Origin of the sequence: Rhizobium sp. Nf11,1 (genome assembly GCF_050587665.1) — a bacterium.
GTDB lineage: Bacteria > Pseudomonadota > Alphaproteobacteria > Rhizobiales > Rhizobiaceae > Rhizobium.
Genome location: NZ_JBOBHU010000009.1, coordinates 1 through 19,805 on the forward strand (window position 1 = coordinate 1; position 19,805 = coordinate 19,805).

The 19,805-nt window shown below is 62.3% G+C and carries 17 protein-coding genes and 1 pseudogene; 2 read left to right on the plus strand and 16 right to left on the minus strand.

Going from position 1 to position 19,805, the window contains the following annotated elements:
* Nucleotides 1-44: 44 nt before the first annotated feature.
* The 5 genes from ACQ7C1_RS14945 to ACQ7C1_RS14965 all read right to left on the minus strand — a co-directional run bounded on the left by ACQ7C1_RS14945 (nucleotide 45) and on the right by ACQ7C1_RS14965 (nucleotide 4,900).
* Nucleotides 45-863: a cell wall hydrolase gene (locus ACQ7C1_RS14945; RefSeq protein ID WP_085781056.1), complete on the minus strand. Its 819-nt coding sequence runs from the start codon at nucleotides 861-863 to the stop codon at nucleotides 45-47.
* 232 nt (nucleotides 864-1,095) lie between these two features.
* On the minus strand, nucleotides 1,096-2,136 hold the full coding sequence (locus ACQ7C1_RS14950; protein ID WP_430958818.1) for a sulfate/molybdate ABC transporter ATP-binding protein: 1,041 nt from the start codon (nucleotides 2,134-2,136) through the stop codon (nucleotides 1,096-1,098).
* 10 nt (nucleotides 2,137-2,146) lie between these two features.
* Nucleotides 2,147-3,019, minus strand: coding sequence for a sulfate ABC transporter permease subunit CysW (gene cysW / locus ACQ7C1_RS14955; RefSeq protein WP_430958819.1), 873 nt, complete (start codon nucleotides 3,017-3,019; stop codon nucleotides 2,147-2,149).
* Nucleotides 3,009-3,866 carry a sulfate ABC transporter permease subunit CysT gene (gene cysT, locus ACQ7C1_RS14960; protein ID WP_430958820.1) on the minus strand — a complete coding sequence of 286 codons (858 nt, stop codon included), beginning with the start codon at nucleotides 3,864-3,866 and terminating at the stop codon, nucleotides 3,009-3,011. The genes cysW and cysT overlap by 11 nt, the downstream gene beginning before the upstream one ends.
* Before the next feature lie 8 nt (nucleotides 3,867-3,874).
* A complete protein-coding gene (locus tag ACQ7C1_RS14965) occupies nucleotides 3,875-4,900 on the minus strand; it encodes a sulfate ABC transporter substrate-binding protein (protein WP_430958821.1) in 1,026 nt (341 codons plus the stop codon).
* Nucleotides 4,901-5,259: 359 nt separating this feature from the next.
* Here ACQ7C1_RS14965 and ACQ7C1_RS14970 point away from each other — a divergent pair, with 359 nt between their 5' ends.
* On the plus strand, nucleotides 5,260-6,276 hold the full coding sequence (locus ACQ7C1_RS14970) for a porin (protein ID WP_430958822.1): 1,017 nt from the start codon (nucleotides 5,260-5,262) through the stop codon (nucleotides 6,274-6,276).
* 48 nt (nucleotides 6,277-6,324) lie between these two features.
* Here ACQ7C1_RS14970 and ACQ7C1_RS14975 read toward each other — a convergent pair.
* From ACQ7C1_RS14975 to ACQ7C1_RS15010, 8 genes and pseudogenes are all read right to left on the minus strand, one after another.
* Nucleotides 6,325-6,779, minus strand: a pseudogene (locus tag ACQ7C1_RS14975) (PTS sugar transporter subunit IIA).
* 41 nt (nucleotides 6,780-6,820) lie between these two features.
* Nucleotides 6,821-7,513 (minus strand): response regulator transcription factor, encoded by a 693-nt coding sequence (locus ACQ7C1_RS14980; RefSeq protein ID WP_430958823.1) that lies wholly within the window; start codon nucleotides 7,511-7,513, stop codon nucleotides 6,821-6,823.
* Nucleotides 7,510-10,218 (minus strand): DUF4118 domain-containing protein, encoded by a 2,709-nt coding sequence (locus tag ACQ7C1_RS14985; RefSeq protein WP_430958824.1) that lies wholly within the window; start codon nucleotides 10,216-10,218, stop codon nucleotides 7,510-7,512. Before ACQ7C1_RS14985 ends, ACQ7C1_RS14980 begins: the two co-directional genes overlap by 4 nt.
* Nucleotides 10,219-10,535: 317 nt before the next feature.
* On the minus strand, nucleotides 10,536-11,105 hold the full coding sequence (kdpC, locus tag ACQ7C1_RS14990; protein WP_430958825.1) for a potassium-transporting ATPase subunit KdpC: 570 nt from the start codon (nucleotides 11,103-11,105) through the stop codon (nucleotides 10,536-10,538).
* A gap of 21 nt (nucleotides 11,106-11,126) precedes the next feature.
* Nucleotides 11,127-13,184, minus strand: a complete 2,058-nt coding sequence (gene kdpB, locus ACQ7C1_RS14995) for a potassium-transporting ATPase subunit KdpB (protein WP_430958826.1) — start codon at nucleotides 13,182-13,184, stop codon at nucleotides 11,127-11,129.
* 64 nt (nucleotides 13,185-13,248) lie between these two features.
* Nucleotides 13,249-14,952 (minus strand): potassium-transporting ATPase subunit KdpA, encoded by a 1,704-nt coding sequence (gene kdpA, locus ACQ7C1_RS15000; protein ID WP_430958827.1) that lies wholly within the window; start codon nucleotides 14,950-14,952, stop codon nucleotides 13,249-13,251.
* Between the two features lie 64 nt (nucleotides 14,953-15,016).
* On the minus strand, nucleotides 15,017-15,106 hold the full coding sequence (locus ACQ7C1_RS15005; RefSeq protein ID WP_003547774.1) for a K(+)-transporting ATPase subunit F: 90 nt from the start codon (nucleotides 15,104-15,106) through the stop codon (nucleotides 15,017-15,019).
* Nucleotides 15,107-15,433: 327 nt separating this feature from the next.
* Nucleotides 15,434-15,796, minus strand: a complete 363-nt coding sequence (locus ACQ7C1_RS15010; RefSeq protein WP_085781067.1) for a copper resistance CopC family protein — start codon at nucleotides 15,794-15,796, stop codon at nucleotides 15,434-15,436.
* 495 nt (nucleotides 15,797-16,291) lie between these two features.
* Between ACQ7C1_RS15010 and ACQ7C1_RS15015 the strand changes: the two genes are divergently transcribed.
* The gene (locus ACQ7C1_RS15015) at nucleotides 16,292-17,335 is read left to right on the plus strand and encodes an NAD(P)-dependent alcohol dehydrogenase (RefSeq protein WP_430958828.1); all 1,044 of its coding nucleotides are present in this window, start codon (nucleotides 16,292-16,294) and stop codon (nucleotides 17,333-17,335) included.
* 14 nt (nucleotides 17,336-17,349) lie between these two features.
* Here ACQ7C1_RS15015 and ACQ7C1_RS15020 read toward each other — a convergent pair whose 3' ends face one another.
* The 3 genes from ACQ7C1_RS15020 to ACQ7C1_RS15030 are packed head-to-tail and all read right to left on the minus strand — an operon-like array spanning nucleotide 17,350 to nucleotide 19,751.
* Nucleotides 17,350-17,919, minus strand: coding sequence for a DedA family protein (locus ACQ7C1_RS15020; protein ID WP_097600830.1), 570 nt, complete (start codon nucleotides 17,917-17,919; stop codon nucleotides 17,350-17,352).
* A gap of 12 nt (nucleotides 17,920-17,931) precedes the next feature.
* On the minus strand, nucleotides 17,932-19,293 hold the full coding sequence (locus tag ACQ7C1_RS15025; RefSeq protein WP_430958829.1) for an FAD-containing oxidoreductase: 1,362 nt from the start codon (nucleotides 19,291-19,293) through the stop codon (nucleotides 17,932-17,934).
* A complete protein-coding gene (locus tag ACQ7C1_RS15030; RefSeq protein ID WP_430958830.1) occupies nucleotides 19,290-19,751 on the minus strand; it encodes a DUF4126 domain-containing protein in 462 nt (153 codons plus the stop codon). Before ACQ7C1_RS15030 ends, ACQ7C1_RS15025 begins: the two co-directional genes overlap by 4 nt.
* Nucleotides 19,752-19,805 lie beyond the last annotated feature (54 nt).

Below are 19,805 nucleotides of genomic sequence, written 5' to 3' on the forward strand. Positions count from 1 at the left end.
AGCGCGCTTAGAGCGCGCTTTTATAAACGCAAACCGAAACGGCATCAGCCGCCATTTACCGGGATCTCGCCGCGCAGCATCACGCTGTCATAGGCGGGACGGGGGGTCGGGATCGCGATCCTCATCGCCGGCTCGGGCGCAGGCGCGGTTTCCGGTTGGGTCACCGGAGCCGTTATCTGCATTGGCGCCGTGCTCGCCGTCGCCATCGGATCGGGCGCCGGCAGAGGAACGGGAACGGCCGAGGGTATCAGCGCCTCGAATTGCGGTGGCAGCATGCTTTCGCCGGGCACATAATTCATCGCCACCTCATAGGACGGCAGCGGCGGCGGCGTTTCCAGCATGCCGTTCGAATCGCGCTTCTCGTAGAAGGCGTTGCCGCCGGCGACCGTCACATAATGCATGTTGTCGTAGGGGAATTTCAGACCATCGGTGTGGAAGAACATTGCATCCTTCACGGCCGGATGGCGCGCCCCCTTCAGCAGGATCGCATCAGCCGCGGTGGCAAGTTCCGGTTCCGCCTGAGGCTTGACTTCGCGCGTCATGACCCCGGGCGCAAACTGCTTCTCCTGGGCGACGACACCGCAGATCGATGGGGGGTAGGCGCCTGACGTCAGCCTGTTCATGACGACGGTGCCGACGGCCAGATAACCATCCTCGTCGGAGTGCTGCGATTCGAAATACATCGCGCGCTTCAGGCAGTCGCGATCCTTGGCGGTATAATTGAAAGTGACTTTCGCCGCTTGAGCCTGTTTTGTCTTTGCCGGCGTCGTCGCCGGCTTCGGTGTTGTGGTGCAGCCTGCAGCCGCCAGTCCTACGAATAAAATCCCGATCAGGGATTTTCGAAAGGAAATCTCCGCCCTCAACGCCAGGTGCCTCCTATGGGATTAGTCCAGCCCTTTATGATTAACGCGCAAAATCTTTTACTCGTCATATGACTGAAATACAAACAACCTCAGATAACAAAAGGTCGGAGGGACTCCCGCGAAGGGCGATTCCGGCTGAGCCCTGCGACCGACCGATGCATAAATCCGGAGGGTTAACGAATTATTAAGCAAGGCGCCGTGAGCGCGTCAGGAACGACGCGCGCAATCGAGATCAGCCGCGGAACAGCTTCCAGCGGGTCGGCTTGAACGCCACGCGGTGACGGTCGAGCCGGTCAGCCTCGCTCGGCGGCAGCTCGATTTCGATATTTGGCCGGTCATTGCCGATATCGAGTTCGATATGGCGCGTACCGGCGACGCGGCGGCTGGACACCGGCTGGCCGCCAATGCAGTTTTCGGCTGATTCGCAGAGCCTGACATCATGCGGGCGGAAGTAGAGCTGCGCCGGTCCATCCGGCTCGCCATCGGCATTGAGGCCGAGCGAGCGGCCTTCGAAGAGAATATCGCCGCCCGAAATCTCGACCTGCAGGCAGTTGGATTGGCCGATGAAGCCGAAGACGAAAGGCGAGTTCGGATAATCATAGACTTCGTCGGGCGTCCCGACCTGCTCGATCGCGCCCTGGCTCATCACGACGACGCGGTCGGCAAGCTCCAGCGCCTCATCCTGGTCGTGGGTGACGAAGACGGTGGTGTGGCCGGTACGGTCGTGGATCTCGCGCAGCCATTTCCGCAGGTCCTTGCGCACTTGGGCGTCGAGGGCGCCGAAAGGTTCGTCGAGCAGCAGCACGTTCGGCTCGACCGCCATGGCGCGGGCGAGTGCCACACGCTGGCGCTGTCCGCCTGAAAGCTGGGCGGGATAGCGTTTTTCGAGGCCGGAAAGCTGCACGAGGTCGAGCAGCTCCAGCGCCCGACGGCGGATGTCGGCTTTCGCGGGACGCCGGGCGCCCTTTCTGACCCTCAGGCCGAAGGAGACGTTGTCGAGCACCGTCATGTAGCGGAAGAGTGCGTAGTGCTGAAAGACGAAGCCGATATTGCGCTGCTGTACCGATTTCTTCGAGGCATCCTCGGCGCCGAAGAAGATCTGCCCCTCGGTCGGGCTTTCCAAGCCGGCAATCAGCCGCAGCAATGTCGTCTTGCCGGAGCCCGAAGGGCCGAGCAGTGCGATCAGCTCGCCGGAGCGGATATCGAGCGAGACGTCGTGCAGCGCCGGAAAACGCTCGAATTCCTTGCGAATGTTTTGAACGCGTACTTCCATTTCAAATCCTTCAGTGCCGCCGGCTGGCGGATATTTCGGCGCTGTAGCGCATTTCCAGCAGCGTCTTCAAAACAAGAGTGACCAGCGCCAGCAAGGCCAAAAGCATGGCGACGGCGAAAGCGCCGGTGAAATTATATTCGTTGTAGAGAATTTCCACCTGCAGCGGCATGGTATTCGTCTGGCCGCGAATGTGGCCGGAGACGACCGACACGGCGCCGAATTCGCCCATGGCGCGGGCGTTGCAGAGCAGCACGCCGTAGAGCAAACCCCATTTGATGTTCGGCAGCGTTACGTACCAGAAGGTTTGCCAGCCGCTGGCGCCGAGCGAAAGGGCGGCCTCTTCGTCGGCCGTTCCCTGTTCCTGCATCAGCGGGATCAGTTCGCGGGCGACAAAGGGGAAGGTGACGAACATGGTCGCCAGAACCAGCCCCGGCACGGCGAACAGGACCTTGATCTCGTAGGCACTGAGCCAGTGGCCGAGCCAGCTATTGGCGCCAAAGAGAAGGACGAAGACCAGGCCCGAAATGACAGGCGAGACCGAAAAGGGCAGGTCGATCAGCGTCGTCAGGAAGGCCTTGCCTTTGAACTCGAACTTGGCGATCGCCCAGGCGGCGATGACCCCGAAGGCGAGGTTGAGCGGCACGCTGATGCCGGCAACGATTAGTGTCAGGCGGATCGCCGAGAACGTCTCGGCATCGCTGAGCGCCTCAATGAAAGGGCCGGCGCCCTTGCGGAAAGCCTCGACGAAGACGGCGGCGAGCGGCAGCAGCAGGATCAGCAGCAGGAAGACGAGTGAAAGCGCAATCAGGCTATAGCGCGCGATGCGGTGTTCCGTCGTCACCGAACGCAGCTTTGCCGGTTTGACGATTGCATCAAGCGCCATAACCATACCTCCGCCTGCTCCAGCTCTGGATGAGGTTGATGACCAGCAGCATGGCAAAGGAGAGGATCAGCATGATCGCCGCAATGCCTGTCGCCGCCGCATAATTGTATTCTTCGAGTTTGATGACGATCAGCAGCGGCGCGATCTCCGATTTGAACGGCAGGTTGCCGGCGATGAAGATAACAGAGCCATATTCGCCGACGCCTCGGGCAAAGGCGAGCGCGAAGCCGGTGAGCACGGCAGGCGCCAGCCCCGGCAGCAGCACGCGGAATATCGTCTGGAAGCGGTTGGCGCCAAGCGTTGCCGCAGCCTCCTCGACTTCCTTGTCGATCTCCTCCATGACCGGCTGCACCGTGCGCACCACGAAGGGCAGGCCGACAAAGATCAGCGCGATGACGATGCCGGCCGGGGTGAAGGCGATCTTGATGCCGAGCGGCGTCAGGAACTGGCCGACCCAGCCGTTCGGCGCATAAAGCGTCGTCAGCGCGATGCCGGCAACGGCAGTCGGCAGCGCGAAGGGCAGGTCGACCATGGCGTCGATGATGCGTTTGCCGGGGAAGCGATAACGCACCAGCACCCAGGCGAGGATGATGCCGAAAACGGCGTTGGCAACCGCGGCGACGAAGGCGGTGCTGAAACTGATGCGCAGGGCGTTCAGCGTACGCGGATCGAGCGCGATCGACCAGAATTTCTCCCAGCCGAGCGCGCTCGACCGGACGGCAAGGCCGGAGAGCGGGATGAGGATCAGAAGGGTGAGCCAGGTTAAGGTAAGGCCGAGCGCCATTCCGAAACCCGGAATGACGCTCGGCCGCCTGAACCGCCACCGCGTGGGGCTATGTACTCTCATGAAATCTATTATTGTGCCGGCTTGTAGATTTGGTCAAATACGCCGCCATCGCCAAAGAATTTCGGCTGCGCTTCTTTCCAGCCGCCGAAATCGTCGATGGTGGCGAGCGTCAGCTTTGGGAAGCGGGCGATATCGGCCGGATCGGCGGCTTCCGGCTTGATCGGCCGGTAATAATGCTTGGCGGCGATCTTCTGGCCTTCGTCGGAATAGAGGTAGTTGAGATAGGCTTCGGCGACCTTGCGCGTGCCCTTCTTGTCGACATTGCCATCGACGACCGCGACCGGCGGGTCGGCACGGATGGAGAAGGTTGGCGTCACGATCTCGAACTGGTCGGGGCCGAGCTCTTCGAGCGAAAGATAGGCTTCGTTTTCCCAGGCGAGCAGCACATCGCCGAGGCCGCGCTGGACGAAGGTGGTCGTGGCGCCGCGCGCGCCGGTATCGAGAACCGGAACATGCTGCAGCAGCTTGGTGACGTAATCCTGCGCCTTGGCGTCGTCGCCGCCATTTGCCTGCTTGGCCCATGCCCAGGCGGCGAGGAAGTTCCAGCGTGCGCCGCCCGAGGTCTTCGGGTTGGGGGTGATGACCTGCACGTCATCCTTGATCAGGTCGCCCCAATCCTTGATGCCCTTCGGATTGCCTTTGCGGACGAGGAAGACGATCGTCGAGGTGTAGGGCGTCGAATTGTTCGGAAGCTTGCTCTTCCAGTCGGCCGGGATCTTGCCGGTCGCCTTGGCGATGGCGTCGATATCGCCTTCGAGGGCAAGCGTGACGACGTCGGCGTCGAGACCGTCGATGACCGAACGCGCCTGAGCGCCGGAGCCGCCATGCGAGGCTTTGATCGTCACGGTTTCACCTGTGTCCTTCTGCCACTTGGCGGCAAAGGCGGCATTGAAATCCTTGTACAATTCACGCGTCGGGTCATAGGAAACGTTGAGCAGCGCCTGATCCGCGTATGACGGCGCAATGCTCCCGATGACGAAGCTGCCTGCCATGACCGCGGCCGCGAGGAGCCGGGTGAACCGTTGTGTCTGCATGGGAACCCTCCTGTTATATGCCTTAACTCTATCAAGTCAGTCGTATAAGGAAACGAAACTTGTTCCGGTTTGGGCGGGTCGGTTAGAATGCCGTTCCATTCGACGGGTAATTTTGAAATGCACGTGCCGGGAGTTGGCCGCGGCCAATCATGCGGCTGCCGCGGCCATGCCGCACAACCGTGTTTTTTTGGCCACAGTTCCTCCACATCGGGCGCGAGCAATGCTAATTTTTGCCCGCATTTTGCCGCGATGGCACTTGCGGATTCCTATATGGCGGCGGTGCGGTCGTATTTGCTACCGCTACGTGGGGGCATCTCTTGAAATGCGCCTCGCATTCCAACCTGTTAGGGCCATTCAAAATGAATATCAGAACTATCCTTTTTGCCTCCGTTGCCGCCCTTGCCGCGGCCTCCGGAGCACGCGCAGCCGACGCCATCGTGGCGGCGGAACCCGAACCCGTGGAATATGTTCGCGTTTGCGACGCTTACGGTACCGGCTATTTTTATATTCCGGGAACGGAAACATGCCTTTCGATCGGCGGTTACATCCGTACCGAAGTGCGCTTCGGTGACAACATTGCCGGCGATTCCGATGTAAACTTCTGGACTCGCGGTCAGGTCACCTTCCAGGCCAAGAACGACACTGAGTACGGCACGCTCACCGGCGTCCTGACGCTGCGTTACAATGCCGACAATGCCTCCGATCAGGAAGCGCTGCTGGATGAGGGCTACATCGATATCGCCGGTTTCCGCGTCGGTAAGCTCTATAGCTGGTGGGACGACGACATGAGCGGTGAGACCGATACGCTCGCCAGCAACGAGACGACCCACAACTCGATCCGTTATCAGTACGAGAATGGCGCTTTCGCCGCCGGCCTCTCGGTCGACGAACTGGAAGAAGACTATGCCACCAAGCCGGGCGAAGGCCCGAACAACTTCGGTGTCGCAGGCCAGGTTTCCTACAAGGCCGGCGCCATCAGCGCTTACCTGCTTGCCGGTTATGATGTCGACACCAGCGAAGTCGCCGTCCGCGGCATCGTCTATGCCGATATCGGCCCCGGCACGCTCGGCATTGCCGGCATCTGGGCAAGCGGCGCCAACTACTACTACGAAGAGTCCGAATGGACGATCGCAGCAGAATATGCCCTGAAGATCAACGACAAGTGGACGGTGACCCCGGGCTTCCAGTACTTCGAAAACATCGCCCTCGAGGCTGACGGCAACGGCTTCACCGGCGGCAGCGCCTATACGACCGGTGTGACGATCGACTACCGCATCGTCGACGACCTCAGGACGAAGCTCAGCGTGCAGTACCACGATGAGGACGAAGGCGACGACGAAGTCTTCGGCTTCCTGCGCTTCCAGCGCGATTTCTAAGATCGTCTTATAGAGACGAGCGGGCGCGGCCTTCGAACCGCGCCTTTTTCATACCCGGGAATCAGCAATGAAATCGGAATAGAATTCGTCCACCGTCCTTGCCTGGCGCATGGCGGCAAGCACGCCATCCGATTGCAGCCGCCGGGCGATGGCCGACAGCACATTCAGATATTCGCCGCGATTGTTCTCCCCGAAGATGAGCACGAAGGCGATGTCCGTCAGGATATCGTCGATCGCTTCGAAATCCAGCGGCGGCGCGAAACGAATGAGAAGGCCGCGCGGGCTGGTCATGCCGTCGATGGCGGCATGGGGATGGCTATACCGTTGCCGATTCCGGTGGAGCCGAGCTTCTCACGCGCTTCGAGCGCCTTCAGGATGGTCTGGCTGTCGACGGAAAAGGCCTTGGCTGCCTTGTCCGCTATGATATGCAGCGCGCGCCACTTTGTCGGTGCCGACATGCCGATGAAGGTGTGTTCGGGCCGGATGATGTTGGGAAGATACATGTCGTTCTCGATACTGTTCAGGCGGCGGGTGGGAGAGCAGGTCAGTCCGGTTCCCTGAGCCGATAGCCGACGCCGGTTTCAGTGGTGATATAGTGCGGCTGGTCGGGGCTCTGCTCGATCTTCTGCCTGAGCTGCCTGATATAGACACGCAGATATTGCACGTCAGCTGCCGGCCCCCATACCTGCTTCAAGAGGAACTGGTGTGTCAGCACCTTGCCGGCATGCTGGGCGAGTACGCGCAGGATTTCATATTCCTTCGGCGACAATTTTATTTCCTCGCCGTCGACCTTGACGATGCGCTTGACGAGGTCGACCGACAGGCCGCCGGTCTGGAAGATCGCCTTTTCGCCCTGCTGCTGCAAGCGATGGCGTAACGCCACCCGGATGCGGGCGCCAAGTTCGTTGATGCCGAAGGGCTTGGTGACATAATCGTCGGCGCCGCTTTCCAGCGCCTTGACGATGCCGGCCTCGTCGGTGCGGCTGGAGAGGATGACGACCGGTATGGACAGGCCTTCGTCGCGCCACTCCTGCAAGAGGTCATGGCCAGGCGTGTCGGGCAGGCCGAGATCGAGCAGGATGAGATCGGGCCTGCCGTCGGCAACCGATTGGCGGGCGTTTGCCGCATTCGGCGCCTCCTGCACCTCGTAGCCCTGCGCGGTCAGGCCGACGCGAAGAAGCTTGCGGATTGGGGGCTCGTCGTCAACGACGAGGATCTTGACGGCTGAACCGGTCATCTGAGTTCATCCAGTTTCGGTATGTCGTTGGGTTTTGGCAGGCGGATGGTGAAGACGGCGCCCGGGCGGCCCTTTCGGTTGGCGGCGGTGATCGTGCCGCCCATCGCCTCGACGAAACCGCGACAGATGGAAAGGCCGAGGCCGGTGCCGGCACGCACCTGATCGCCCTTGCGCACGCGATAGAAGGTGTCGAAGACGCGGGTAAGGTCGGCGGGTGGAATGCCTGGGCCTTCGTCCGAGACCTGCAGGACGACGTTGTCGGCATCGGCCCAGCCCTCAATATGGACCACCGATCCCTCGGGCGCATATTTCGCGGCATTGTCGAGGAGGTTGAAGATCACCTGCTCGAACAGGACAGGATCGACGCGCACCATCGGCAGGTCGGCGGGAATGCTCGTCTCGGTCTTGTGGCGCTCGAGGATCTTTGCTGCGCGACGCAGCGCGCTGCCGACGATATCGCCGGCATAATGCAGCGCAAAATTCGGCTCCATCGCACCGGATTCGATCTTAGTCATGTCGAGCAGGTTGGCGATGAAACGATTGAGGCGCTCGGATTCGTCGACGACGGTGGAAAGCAGATCGGCGCGGTCCTCCTCCGGCATGGAGGCGAAATAGTCGCGCAGCGTGCCGGCGGCGCCGAGGATAGCCGCAAGCGGCGTTTTCAGATCATGCGAAATCGAGGTGAGCAGGGCCGAACGCAGCCTGTCGGCTTCGGCCGCAAGCCTTGCCCGGTCGACATCGGCGACGAGCTGGACGCGTTCGATCGCAAGGGCCGCCTGATCGGCCAGCGCATCGAGCAGCCGCTGCTGCTCCGGCGTCAGCAGCGGCCCGTCGCGGCGGTCGCTGTCGAGGCCGATGACGCCGACGGCGGTGCGCCCGGTCCTCAGCGGCACATAGAGCCGCTTGGCGCCGGGCAGGGTATCGGCGCCGCGGCCGGCGGCGTGATTGTGCTCCCAGGCCCAGCGGGCGGCGGCGATATCGGCATCGTCGAGCGTGTCGTCGGGCGGATAACCGGCCTTGACGGCGATGGTGCCCTCTTCCGGCAAGAGCAGGACGACACGGACCTTCAGCATCGAGGCGAGCTGGAAGGCGGTTGCCCAGAGCACGTCGTCGAGCGTGCCGGTGCCGGCGAGCTTCTTTGAGAAAAGATAGAGATCTTCTGTCGTGCGGGCCCGCTGCCTGGCGGCGGCAGCCTGCCGCTGCACGGTCGCGGTCAGATTGCTGGCGATAATGGCGACGCCGAGGAAGAAGAACAGGGCCAGCACGCTTTCCGGATCGCTGATCGTCAGCGTATAGCGCGGCGGCAGGAAGAAGAAGTTGAAAGACAGCGCGCCGAGAATGCAGCTGTAGAGCGCCGGCCGTAACCCATGCAGCACGGCAGAGGTCAGAACCGCCATCAGGAACACAAGGGCAAGGTTGCGCACGTCGAGCACCTGATCGAGCACGATGCTGACGCCAAGCGCGATGACGACATAGACGGTCGCCAGCAGATAGGCTCTGAAATCGAATCCAGGGGCCGTGGCCGCCGCCCGCACGCCGCGCGCGGTGGTGCCGTCCTTCTCATTGCCGGAAATGACATGGACGCTGATCTCGCCGGTCTTGCGGATCAGTTCGTCGGTGATCGAACGGCTCCACCAGTCGCGCCATGTCGCCGCCTTGGGGGCGCCGATGACGATGTGGGTGACATTGTTGGCGGTGGCGTGACGGACGAGCTCTTCGGCGACCTCGCGGCCGGGAATGGTGATCGCCTCGCCGCCGAGCTGTTCGGCAAGACGCAACGTTGCGGCAACAATGTCGCGCTCGGCTTCGGTCAGATTGACCGAACGGCTGGTCTCGACATAGACGGCGGCCCAGGGCGCGCGCAGGCGCGAGGCCATGCGGGCTGCGTATCGCACCAGCGAGGCGCAGCGCGGGTGATGGTCGATCGAGACGAGGACACGTTCGCCCGCCGCCCAGGGGCCCGAGATCGCGTGAGCCTGCATATGGGTGAGCAACTGATCGTCGACGCGCTGGGCGGTCTTGCGCAGCGCAAGTTCTCTCAGCGCCGTCAGGTTGCCCGGGGTGAAATAGTTGGTCAGCGCACGCTCGGCGGTGCGGGGCACATAGACCTTGCCGTCATGCAGGCGCTTGATCAGATCGTCCGGCGTCAGATCGATGATCTCGACGTCGTCGGCAAGGTCGATGATCGAATCCGGCACCGTCTCGCGCACACGGATGCGGGTGATCTGCGAGACGACGTCGTTCAGGCTCTCGACATGCTGGATGTTGAGCGTCGTATAGACGTCGATGCCGCGATCGAGCAGTTCCTTGACGTCGAGATAGCGCTTTGGATGGCGGCTGCCCTCGGCATTGGTATGGGCGAGCTCGTCGACCAGGACGAGGTCGGGCCGGCGGGCGAGGATACTGTCGAGGTCCATTTCTTCGAGCGGCCGCCCCTTATAGTCGATTTTGACACGGGGAATGATCTCGAAACCGGCGAGCAGCGCCTCGGTCTCCTTGCGCCCGTGAGTCTCGACGACGCCGATGACGACGTCGCGGCCGTCGGCGATCTTGGCACGGCCGGAGACCAGCATTTCATAGGTCTTGCCGACACCTGGGGCGGCGCCCAGAAAGATCTTCAGACGGCCGCGCATCTCCGCCCGGGCTTTTTCGAGAAGCGCATCGGGCGAGGGCCTGCCGGCCTGGTCGCGGTTGTCGTCTGGCATGCGTGTTGTCTTTCTGCGAATGGCTGCAATCGAGGTTCAGCTGGCGGATGGCATTCCCGATGTTTACGCGGCGAGATCAGCCCCTCATCCGGCTGCCGCCACCTTCTCCCTGTAAACGGGGCGAAGGGGACGCGCCGCGACCTCTCCGTCCCTCGCCTAGCTCCCGCTTGGCACGTCCCCTCTCCCCGTCAGAACGGGGAGAGGGTTAGGGTGAGGGGCAGCCGTTAGCGCCAACCGGACATCAGTGAGTCAAGCCCGAGGATGGCGGAGAGTGGGGTTGGCCTTGTCGCCAAACCACAGCATCTAACCTGCCAAACTCACTCAGTCATAGAAGCATCAAGGCTCTGGTTCAACGCCAGAACATTGACGGTAGGTTCTCCCAAAATGCCGAGCTCGCGGTCGTGGACGGCGCCGTCGACCAGCGCCTTGACCTTGGTCTCATCAAGGCCCCGCGCCTTGGCGACGCGCGGCACCTGGAAATAGGCGGCCTCGGGCGAAATATCGGGATCGAGGCCGCTGCCGGACGCGGTGACGAGGTCGGCCGGCACCTCGGCGTTTGGGTTTGCAGCCTTGGCTGTTTCGTAGTCGCCCTTTACGCGGTCGATCAGTTTCTGGCTGGTCGGGCCGAGGTTCGAGCCGCCAGAGGCAGCGGCATTGTAGCCATCGCCGGCGGCCGAGGGACGGCCGTGGAAATACTTGTCGCTGGTGAAGGCCTGGCCGATCAGCCTTGAGCCGATCACCTGACCGTTCTTCTCGATCAGGCTGCCATTCGCCTGGGTCGGGAAGAGCGCCTGGGCCGCCCCCGTCATGGCGAGCGGATAAAGCAGGCCCGTGATGGCTGTAGTGGCAACGATCATAACGACGGCCGGGCGAAATTCTTTCAACATTGTTCTTAGCTCCTAGAGATGTCAGGCGAGACGGAGGGCCGCGACGGCCATGTCGATCGCCTTGATGCCGATGAAGGGAACCACAATGCCGCCGAGGCCGTAGATCAGCAGGTTGCGTGACAGAAGCGCGCCAGCGCCGATCGGACGGTAACGCACACCCTTCAGCGACAGCGGGATCAGCGCGATGATGATCAACGCGTTGAAGATGATCGCCGAAAGGATGGCGCTCTGCGGAGTCGAAAGCCCCATGATGTTGAGGATGCCGAGCTGCGGGTAGAAGGTCAGGAACATCGCCGGGATGATGGCGAAATACTTGGCGATGTCGTTGGCGATCGAGAAGGTCGTCAGCGCGCCGCGTGTCATCAACAGTTGCTTGCCGATTTCGACGATCTCGATGAGCTTCGTCGGGTCGGAGTCGAGATCGACCATGTTGCCGGCCTCGCGGGCGGCGACGGTGCCGGTGTTCATGGCAACGCCGACGTCGGCCTGGGCCAGCGCCGGGGCATCGTTGGTTCCGTCGCCGCACATGGCGACGAGCTTGCCCTTGGCCTGTTCCTCGCGCATCAGCGCCAGCTTCATCTCGGGTGTTGCCTGGGCAAGGAAGTCGTCGACGCCGGCTTCGGCGGCGATGGCCGCTGCTGTCAGCGGATTGTCGCCTGTTATCATGACGGTACGGATGCCCATGCGGCGAAGCTCGGTGAAGCGTTCGCGGATGCCGCCCTTGACGATGTCCTTCAGCTGGATGATCCCGAGCAACCTGCCGTCGCGAGCAACGGCGAGCGGCGTGCCGCCTGACTTGGCGACCTCGTCTGATATCGACTGCAGCTCGCGCATAACCTCGTTGCCGTTCTTCGAGGGGGCGTCGCCTTTGACATAGGCGAGCACCGTATCGACCGCGCCTTTGCGGATCGAAGCGCCTTCGAGATCGACGCCGCTCATGCGGGTCTGGGCGGTGAAAGGCACGAAGCTGGCCTTGAGACTCGCCATGTCGCGGCCGCGGATCGCATATTTCTCCTTGGCGAGCACGACGATCGAACGGCCTTCCGGCGTTTCGTCGGCAAGCGAGGCGAGTTGCGCGGCATCAGCGAGCTCCTGCTCGGAAACGCCGCGCACCGGGTGGAAGGCCGTCGCCTGGCGATTGCCGAGTGTGATCGTGCCGGTCTTATCGAGTAGCAGCGTGTCGACGTCGCCGGCCGCTTCCACGGCACGGCCGGACATGGCAAGCACGTTGAAGCGGACGAGCCGGTCCATGCCGGCAATGCCGATCGCCGACAAGAGCGCACCGATCGTCGTCGGGATCAGGGTGACGAAGAGCGCGACGAGCACGATGATCGGGATCGAGCCGCCGGCATAGATGGCAAAGCTCGGGATCGTCCCCGTCGCCAGCACGAAGATCAGCGTCATGCCGGCGAGCAGGATGTTGAGCGCGATCTCGTTCGGCGTCTTCTGGCGCTGCGCGCCTTCGACAAGCGAAATCATCCGGTCGAGGAAGGTGGAGCCGGCCGCCGCTGTGATGCGCACGCGGATCCAGTCGGAGAGCACCTGCGTGCCGCCTGTCACCGCCGAACGGTCGCCGCCGGATTCGCGGATGACCGGAGCGGATTCACCTGTGATCGCCGCTTCGTTGACGGAGGCGACCCCTTCGATGACTTCGCCGTCCGAAGGGATGATGTCGCCGGCTTCGACCAGCACGATATCGCCGCCCTTGAGACTGGTGCCCGGCACCATGCGGTAGCCGCCGCCGTTGGCTGTCAGCAGCTTGGCCTGGGTTTCGGTGCGCGCCTTGCGCAGCGAATCCGCATGCGCCTTGCCGCGGCCTTCGGCGACGGCCTCGGCGAAATTGGCAAAGAGCACGGTGAACCAGAGCCAGAGGTTGATCTGGAACGAGAAGCCGAGATTGCCGTTGCCCGCCACGAGATCGCGCAGGAAGATGACGGTGGTCAGCACCGAAACAGTGGCCACGACAAACATGACGGGATTTCTGGCAAGGTCGCGTGGGTCGAGCTTCTTGAAGGCGGCGCCGACGGCCGGAATAAGGATGCGAGAATCGATGATGCTCGCGGATTTTGCCTGGCTCATAAGAGACTCCAGCTTTGAAACAAGGACGACGAGGAAACCTGGGGATGTGGGTTACGGCATCGCCTCAGAAGGTCTGTCCGGCGATCGCGACCAGGTGTTCGACGATCGGACCGAGCGCCAGCGCCGGGAAGAAGGTCAGGCCGCCGACGATCAGGATCGTGCCGATCAGCAGGCCGACGAAGAGCGGACCGTCGGTCGGAAAGGTGCCTGCCGAGGCCGGAACTGTCTTCTTGGCGGTGAGCGAACCGGCGATGGCGAGCGCCGGGATGATGACAAGGAACCGGCCGGCAAGCATGCCGATTCCAAGTGTCACATTGTACCAGGGCGTGTTGCCTGTGAGACCGCCGAAGGCCGACCCGTTGTTGGCCGCAGCCGAGGTGTAGGCATAGAGGATCTCGGAGAAGCCGTGCGGTCCGGGAGTGCCGACCGAGGCGACAGCGGAGGGCAGCACCGTTGCTATGGCGGTAAAAACAAGCATGGCTAGCGGCAGGCAGAGGATGGCGAGAACGGCCATCTTCATTTCTTTCGCCTCGATCTTCTTGCCGAGATATTCCGGCGTACGCCCGACCATCAGCCCGGCGACGAAGACGGCGACGATGATGAACAGCAGGATGCCGTAGAAGCCGGCGCCGACACCGCCGACAATGATTTCGCCGAGCTGCATGTTGATCAGCGGGATCAGGCCGCCGAGTGCGGTGAACGAACCATGCATGGCGTTGACGGCGCCGCAGGAGGCGGCGGTGGTGATGACGGCGAAGAGTGAGGACAACGCGACGCCGAAGCGGACTTCTTTCCCCTCCATATTGCCGCCGGCGAGGCCAAAGCCATGCATCAGCGGATTGCCGGCCGCTTCGGCCCAATAGGTGATGCCGACGCCGACGACGAACAGCGCGCCCATCGAGGCCAGAATCGCCCAGCCCTGACGCTGGTTGCCAACCATGCGGCCGAAGACGTTGGTCAGAGCCGCACCGATCGCGAAGATCGAAACCATCTGGATGAGGTTGGAAATCGCATCGGGATTTTCGAACGGATGGGCCGAATTGGCGTTGAAGAAGCCGCCGCCATTGGTGCCGAGCATCTTGATGGCGAGCTGCGAGGCGACCGGGCCGAGCGCGATCGTCTGCTTGCCGCCTTCGAGAGTCGTCGCGTCGACATAGGGCCCGAGCGTCTGTGGTACGCCGAGATAGACGAAGACGAGCGTCAGCACGATGCAGATCGGCAGCAGGATGTAGAGCGTGCCGCGGATCATATCGACCCAGAAATTGCCGATCGCCTTGCCAGACGCCCGTGCGAAGGCACGGATGAAGGCGACGGCGATGGCCATGCCGGTGGCGGCGGAAAGGAAATTCTGCACCGTGAAGCCGGCCATCTGCGTCAGATACGACATGGTGCTTTCGCCTCCGTAGTTCTGCCAGTTGGTATTGGTGGGAAAGCTGACGGCGGTGTTGAAGGAAAGGTCGGGCGGAACAGCGGCCATGCCGGCCGGATTATAGGGCAGAACGCCCTGCAGGCGCATCAACGCGTAGAGGAGGAGGACGCCGAGAAGGTTGAACATCAGCATCGCCAAGGCATAGGAGGTCCAATGCTGCTCCTCGCCTTCGCCGGTGCCGGCCATACGGTAAAGTCCGCGTTCGATCGGGACGAGGGCGGGCGAGAGGAACGTTCGCTCGCCGTTATAGACGCGCGTCATATAGCCGCCGAGCGGTTTGACGAGCAAAAGGACGATCCCGCAATAGAGCAGGATCTGAAGCCATCCGTTGAGGGTCATGGAGCTAAAACTTTCAATACCCGGCTGGTTCTCGGTCGCGCAGCGCGGCCTCGCAAGCGCCGGTTCAGAAGCGTTCTGGGCGTAAGAGAGCGTAGGTGAGGTAAACGGTGAGAAACACGGTTACGGCGCCGCTCAGGACATAATCGAGGGTCATCGTCGCTTCTCCTTAGAGCTTGTCGCAGGCTGCGACATAGGCAAAGCACAGCGCGAAGAATAGGATCGCTGTGCCGAGCAGAATGGTATCCATCATGATCGTGACTCATGTTGTTCTTGTTGGAGTCAGACAAGACAAAGGGCCGCCGCCGTTGGAGACTGCCTTTTATGCTTTCTGGCGTGGAGAGGATCCTTCGATCTCTCGGGCACCAATATGGAGCCGGAGCGCATAAAGGTTCGAGACGGCCGAAACCGCATCAATATAAAAATCTTATAAATGCTTTCAGGCGGCTGCAGCGGGAACGAGAGCAGGGCGCGATCTTGAAATTCAAGGGTCGACCCGGAACTGGTAGCGGCCTTCGGCGCTGCGGCCGTCCATCGAGAGGACGCGCCAGTCGAGGGTATAGAGGCCGGGCGCCATTGCGGGATCGAGAGGGATCTTGAATATGGATCCTTCGGGGCCGGAGAGGAACGGCTTGCCGAGGGGGAGCGCCCTGCCTTGGGCATCGAGCAAGGTGGCGGTCGAGCGGGCAAGATCGACGGGACCGCTGAAGGTAAGCTCGACATTGGCCGGCACGAGTTCTTCTTCCTGCTGCTGCGAGGGCAGTGATGCTTGTTCGAGGGCCGCGGCCGCCTGGTTGCCGGCGAAAAGAAGGGATGCGAACAGGCAGAATGACACGACCGACTTCATGATGGCCTTCCTATATTGCCGAGCCATTGGCGCCGGGAGCCGTCATGCTCCCGCCACGCCGTGCGGGCTGCATGCTATCAACGCTGCCGGGGGCGATTTCGATCCCGTGTCCGCAGAATGACGCGCATTGGCTGCCCCGGGTTGTCTCTGCGAAGGGCGGCGTTCAAATCGGCCACCAGTCTGCGCCAGAATTTTCGAAGCGGTCTAAGCATCCTCTGGGAAAGCCGGCTTCCGCCGACATTGTCGTTATCATGCTTCATCACTTGTCGCCTTCCCGCCTTGCCGTGGCTCACGAGTAAGACTGTACCGCGCGCTGTGCTCTTCCGGAATCATACGGAGGTTTATCGGCGCTTATCTTTCGGGCTACGCACATGAGCATTTCGTCGCGTGATGGGCAAAAGCTTACTCAGGCGGTTGAATCGGAGCGCCCTGCGGTCTTATAGTCGCCTCAACGGCACCTCTGAATCTTCGGGGCCATAGGGAAGGAAACCAACAATGACCAAAGTCCGTGCGCTGGTGCTGGAGCGCCAGCATGAGCTTGCGTTGCGCGATATCGATCTGCCGCTGGAGACAGGGCCAGGGCAGGTGAGAATCAAGATTCATACTGTCGGCGTCTGCGGTTCGGACGTTCATTATTACACCCACGGCAAGATCGGCCCATTCGTCGTCAACGCGCCGATGGTGCTCGGCCATGAGGCGGCCGGCACGGTGGTCGAGGTCGGGGCCGGTGTGACACATCTGAAAATCGGCGACCGTGTCTGCATGGAGCCCGGCATTCCCGATCCGAACTCGAAGGCGAGCAGGCTCGGCATGTACAATATCGATCCTGCCGTCAGCTTCTGGGCGACACCGCCAATCCATGGCGTACTGACGCCCGAAGTGGTGCATCCGGCCAACTATACTTTCAAGCTGCCCGACAATGTCAGCTTCGCGGAAGGCGCGATGGTGGAACCCTTTGCCGTCGGCATGCAGGCGGCAGCCAAGGCGAAGATCGCGCCCGGCGATACTGCCGTCGTGCTCGGCGCCGGGCCGATCGGCACGATGGTCGCGATTGCCGCTCTTGCCGGCGGCTGCGCTCGCGCGATCGTTGCCGATCTCGCCCAGCCGAAGCTCGATATATCCGCGCAATATCAGGGTGTCATCCCGGTCAACATCCGCGAGAAGAACCTGGCCGAAGAGGTCGGTCGGCTGACCGACGGCTGGGGTGCGGATGTCGTCTTCGAATGCTCCGGGTCGCCGAAGGCCTGGGAGACGATCGTGGCGCTGCCGCGCCCGGGCGGTGTCATCGTCGCCGTCGGCCTGCCGGTGAACCCGATCGGCTTCGACGTCTCGATGGCCTCCACCAAGGAAATCCGCATCGAAACGGTGTTCCGCTATGCTCACCAATATGAGCGGTCGATCGCATTGATCGGTTCGGGCCGGGTCGATCTGAAGCCGCTGATCTCCGAGACGTTCAAGTTCGAAGATTCGGTCAAGGCATTCGACCGCGCCGTCGAGGCCCGGCCGAGCGACGTGAAGCTGCAGATCGTTATGGAATAGGCGCCGCAGCGCCTTTACGGATGCCTGCCGCTTGGTTTCATCCTGCGAAAGAGTAGAGCCGCGGCTGCGACGACAGCGGCGGCTGCGACGGCGATCAGCAGATGCCGGTGCAGGGGAAGGTGGCCCAGTATCTGCTGGATGCCGTTGCCGAACAGATAACCGAGTGCTGTGAAGAGCTGCCCCCACACCAGAGCGGCTACCGCATTCAGGATGACGAATTTACCGGTTGTTATCCGCGTCGTGCCAATGACGATCGGGCTGATCGTGCGCAAGCCGACGAGAAAACGGAACGCCAGGATGAAGCCGGTCTGATATTTTTCCAGCAGCCGTGTCGCACGGGCGAGCGCGGGTCGTTCCATCAGCCGGCGGACGGGAGCCCATTGCCCAGCATAGCGGCCGGCGAAGAACCAGAACTGATCGCCGGCGAAGGAGCCTGCGACGGCCGCGAGCGACGCCGACCAATAGGACAGCAGCCCGCGGTGGGAAATCACGCCGCCGAGAAAAGCCGCGGTTTCGCCCTCGAAGGCGGCGCCCAGAAAGATCGCCAGCAGGCCATAATTTTCGATCAGCAGTTCGATGGACACGCGTTCCTGGCCTTAAACCGGCTTCAAATCCCCAAGCAGTGTCGGAATCAGCTCCGACACTGTCGGATGGATCGGCACCGACCATTTCAGCGCGGGATAGGTGGTTCCGGCATTCATTGCATCGATCAGGCCGTGGATCACCTCGTCGCCTTCGATGCCGAGGATCGCCGCGCCGAGGATCTCTTTGGTCTCGGCATCGGCAATCACCTTCATGAAGCCCTTGGTCTCGCCGCGTTCATTGGCGCGGCCGACGCGGCTCATCGGCCGGGTCGAGACCATGATCCTGCGGCCGGAGGCGCGCGCCTGCTTCTCCGTCATGCCGACCCGGCCGAGCGGCGGGTCGATATAGAGCGCATAGGCCTGGATGCGGCTTGAGACCTTGCGGTCGTCGCCGTCGAGGAGGTTGGCGGCGGCGATCTCGAAATCGTTGTAGGAGGTATGGGTGAAGGCGCCGCGACCATTGCAATCGCCGAGCGCAAAGATACCCTCGACATTGGTGGCAAGCTTGTCGTCGACGGTGATGTAGCCGCGCTTGTCGATCGCTACGCCGGCGGCATCAAGGCCGAGGTCGTCGGTGTTCGGCTTGCGGCCGGTGGCGATCAGAACATGGCTTGCATCGATCTTCGCCGCGCCGGCGACAACGCTCACTCCGCTGCCGTTTCGGGCAAAGGCGATATCGCCGGCATCGGTATGAACCTCGATGCCTTCGGAGCGCAATATATCGGCGATCGCGTCCGATATATCCTCATCCTCGCGTGAAGCGAGCTTCGGGCCGTGCTCGATGACGCTGACTTCGGCGCCGAAGCGGCGATACATCTGCGCGAATTCCAACCCGATATAGCTGCCGCCGATCACCGTCAGGTGCCGCGGCAGCGTATCGAGATGGATGATCGACGTGCTGGTGAGGTAATCGATATCGTCGATGCCCGGCAGTTCGGGGATGACGGGCCGCGCGCCGACATTGAGGAAAATGCGCGGCGCCGTCAGCGTCTCGCCGTTGACGCGGATGGTTTTCGCATCCTCGAAACGGGCATGGCCGTAGATCACGCTCATGCCCTCCATGCTGTCAAACCAGCCGATCAGGCCGTTGCGGGCATTCATCGTCACGGTTTCCGCCCGGGCTCTCACCACCTTCATGTCGATAGCGATTTCGCCGGGGATATTGACACCGTAGGCGGCGCCACTTCTTGCGACATGGGCAGCGCGGGCGCTGGCGACCAACGTCTTGGTCGGCATGCAGCCGGCATTGACGCAGGTGCCGCCCAGAAATTTGCGTTCGATCAGCGCTACCTTCATGCCCTTTTCGACCATGCGGGCGGCGAGGAACGGGCCGGCCTGGCCGGCGCCGATAACCATGGCGTCGAAGCTCTTCATGACACGGCTCCCACGATTAATAGAGCGCCGACAACGGCAACGGCATCCTCGATGAGAGCGGCCGGTAGATCCTTGCCGAAGGCGGCGGCAAGCCTGGCGCGCAGGGCGGCGCCGCCATAGGTGCCGATGACGGCGCCGATCACGCCGGCGATCAGCCCGCCGAAAAGCAGGCTGCTGGCTGCGCCGATCGTGGCGCCGGCAAGTGCTCCCGTGACGATGCGGGCGCCGAACTGCATCGGCACCTTGCGCGACGGCGTCGACGGCAGCTGGTCGGTGACGAGTTCAACGACGGCGAGAACGGTGAAAATCCACGGCGTCCACCGGTAGCCCATGAAAGCAAGCGGTGTCTGCGATACGTCGACCCAGCCGAGCGCGGCGCCCCAGGCGACGGCAGCGGGCGCGGTCATGGCGCGAAGGCCCGAGATGACACCGATCAGCAATGCAAGAAGCAAAAACATGCGCGATCCCCTCATTGCCGGCCGTGTGCCGCAGCCAGGGAAGGTCGCACATTG

Coding starts and splice junctions, on each gene's coding strand:
- ACQ7C1_RS14950 (WP_430958818.1), bottom strand. CDS start 2,136: ATGGAAGTACGCGTTCAAAACATTCGCAAGGAATTCGAGCGTTTTCCG.
- cysW (WP_430958819.1), bottom strand. CDS start 3,019: ATGGCGCTTGATGCAATCGTCAAACCGGCAAAGCTGCGTTCGGTGACG.
- cysT (WP_430958820.1), bottom strand. CDS start 3,866: ATGAGAGTACATAGCCCCACGCGGTGGCGGTTCAGGCGGCCGAGCGTC.
- ACQ7C1_RS14965 (WP_430958821.1), bottom strand. CDS start 4,900: ATGCAGACACAACGGTTCACCCGGCTCCTCGCGGCCGCGGTCATGGCA.
- ACQ7C1_RS14970 (WP_430958822.1), top strand. CDS start 5,260: ATGAATATCAGAACTATCCTTTTTGCCTCCGTTGCCGCCCTTGCCGCG.
- ACQ7C1_RS14980 (WP_430958823.1), bottom strand. CDS start 7,513: ATGACCGGTTCAGCCGTCAAGATCCTCGTCGTTGACGACGAGCCCCCA.
- ACQ7C1_RS14985 (WP_430958824.1), bottom strand. CDS start 10,218: ATGCCAGACGACAACCGCGACCAGGCCGGCAGGCCCTCGCCCGATGCG.
- kdpC (WP_430958825.1), bottom strand. CDS start 11,105: ATGTTGAAAGAATTTCGCCCGGCCGTCGTTATGATCGTTGCCACTACA.
- kdpB (WP_430958826.1), bottom strand. CDS start 13,184: ATGAGCCAGGCAAAATCCGCGAGCATCATCGATTCTCGCATCCTTATT.
- kdpA (WP_430958827.1), bottom strand. CDS start 14,952: ATGACCCTCAACGGATGGCTTCAGATCCTGCTCTATTGCGGGATCGTC.
- ACQ7C1_RS15005 (WP_003547774.1), bottom strand. CDS start 15,106: ATGACCCTCGATTATGTCCTGAGCGGCGCCGTAACCGTGTTTCTCACC.
- ACQ7C1_RS15010 (WP_085781067.1), bottom strand. CDS start 15,796: ATGAAGTCGGTCGTGTCATTCTGCCTGTTCGCATCCCTTCTTTTCGCC.
- ACQ7C1_RS15015 (WP_430958828.1), top strand. CDS start 16,292: ATGACCAAAGTCCGTGCGCTGGTGCTGGAGCGCCAGCATGAGCTTGCG.
- ACQ7C1_RS15025 (WP_430958829.1), bottom strand. CDS start 19,293: ATGAAGAGCTTCGACGCCATGGTTATCGGCGCCGGCCAGGCCGGCCCG.
- ACQ7C1_RS15030 (WP_430958830.1), bottom strand. CDS start 19,751: ATGTTTTTGCTTCTTGCATTGCTGATCGGTGTCATCTCGGGCCTTCGC.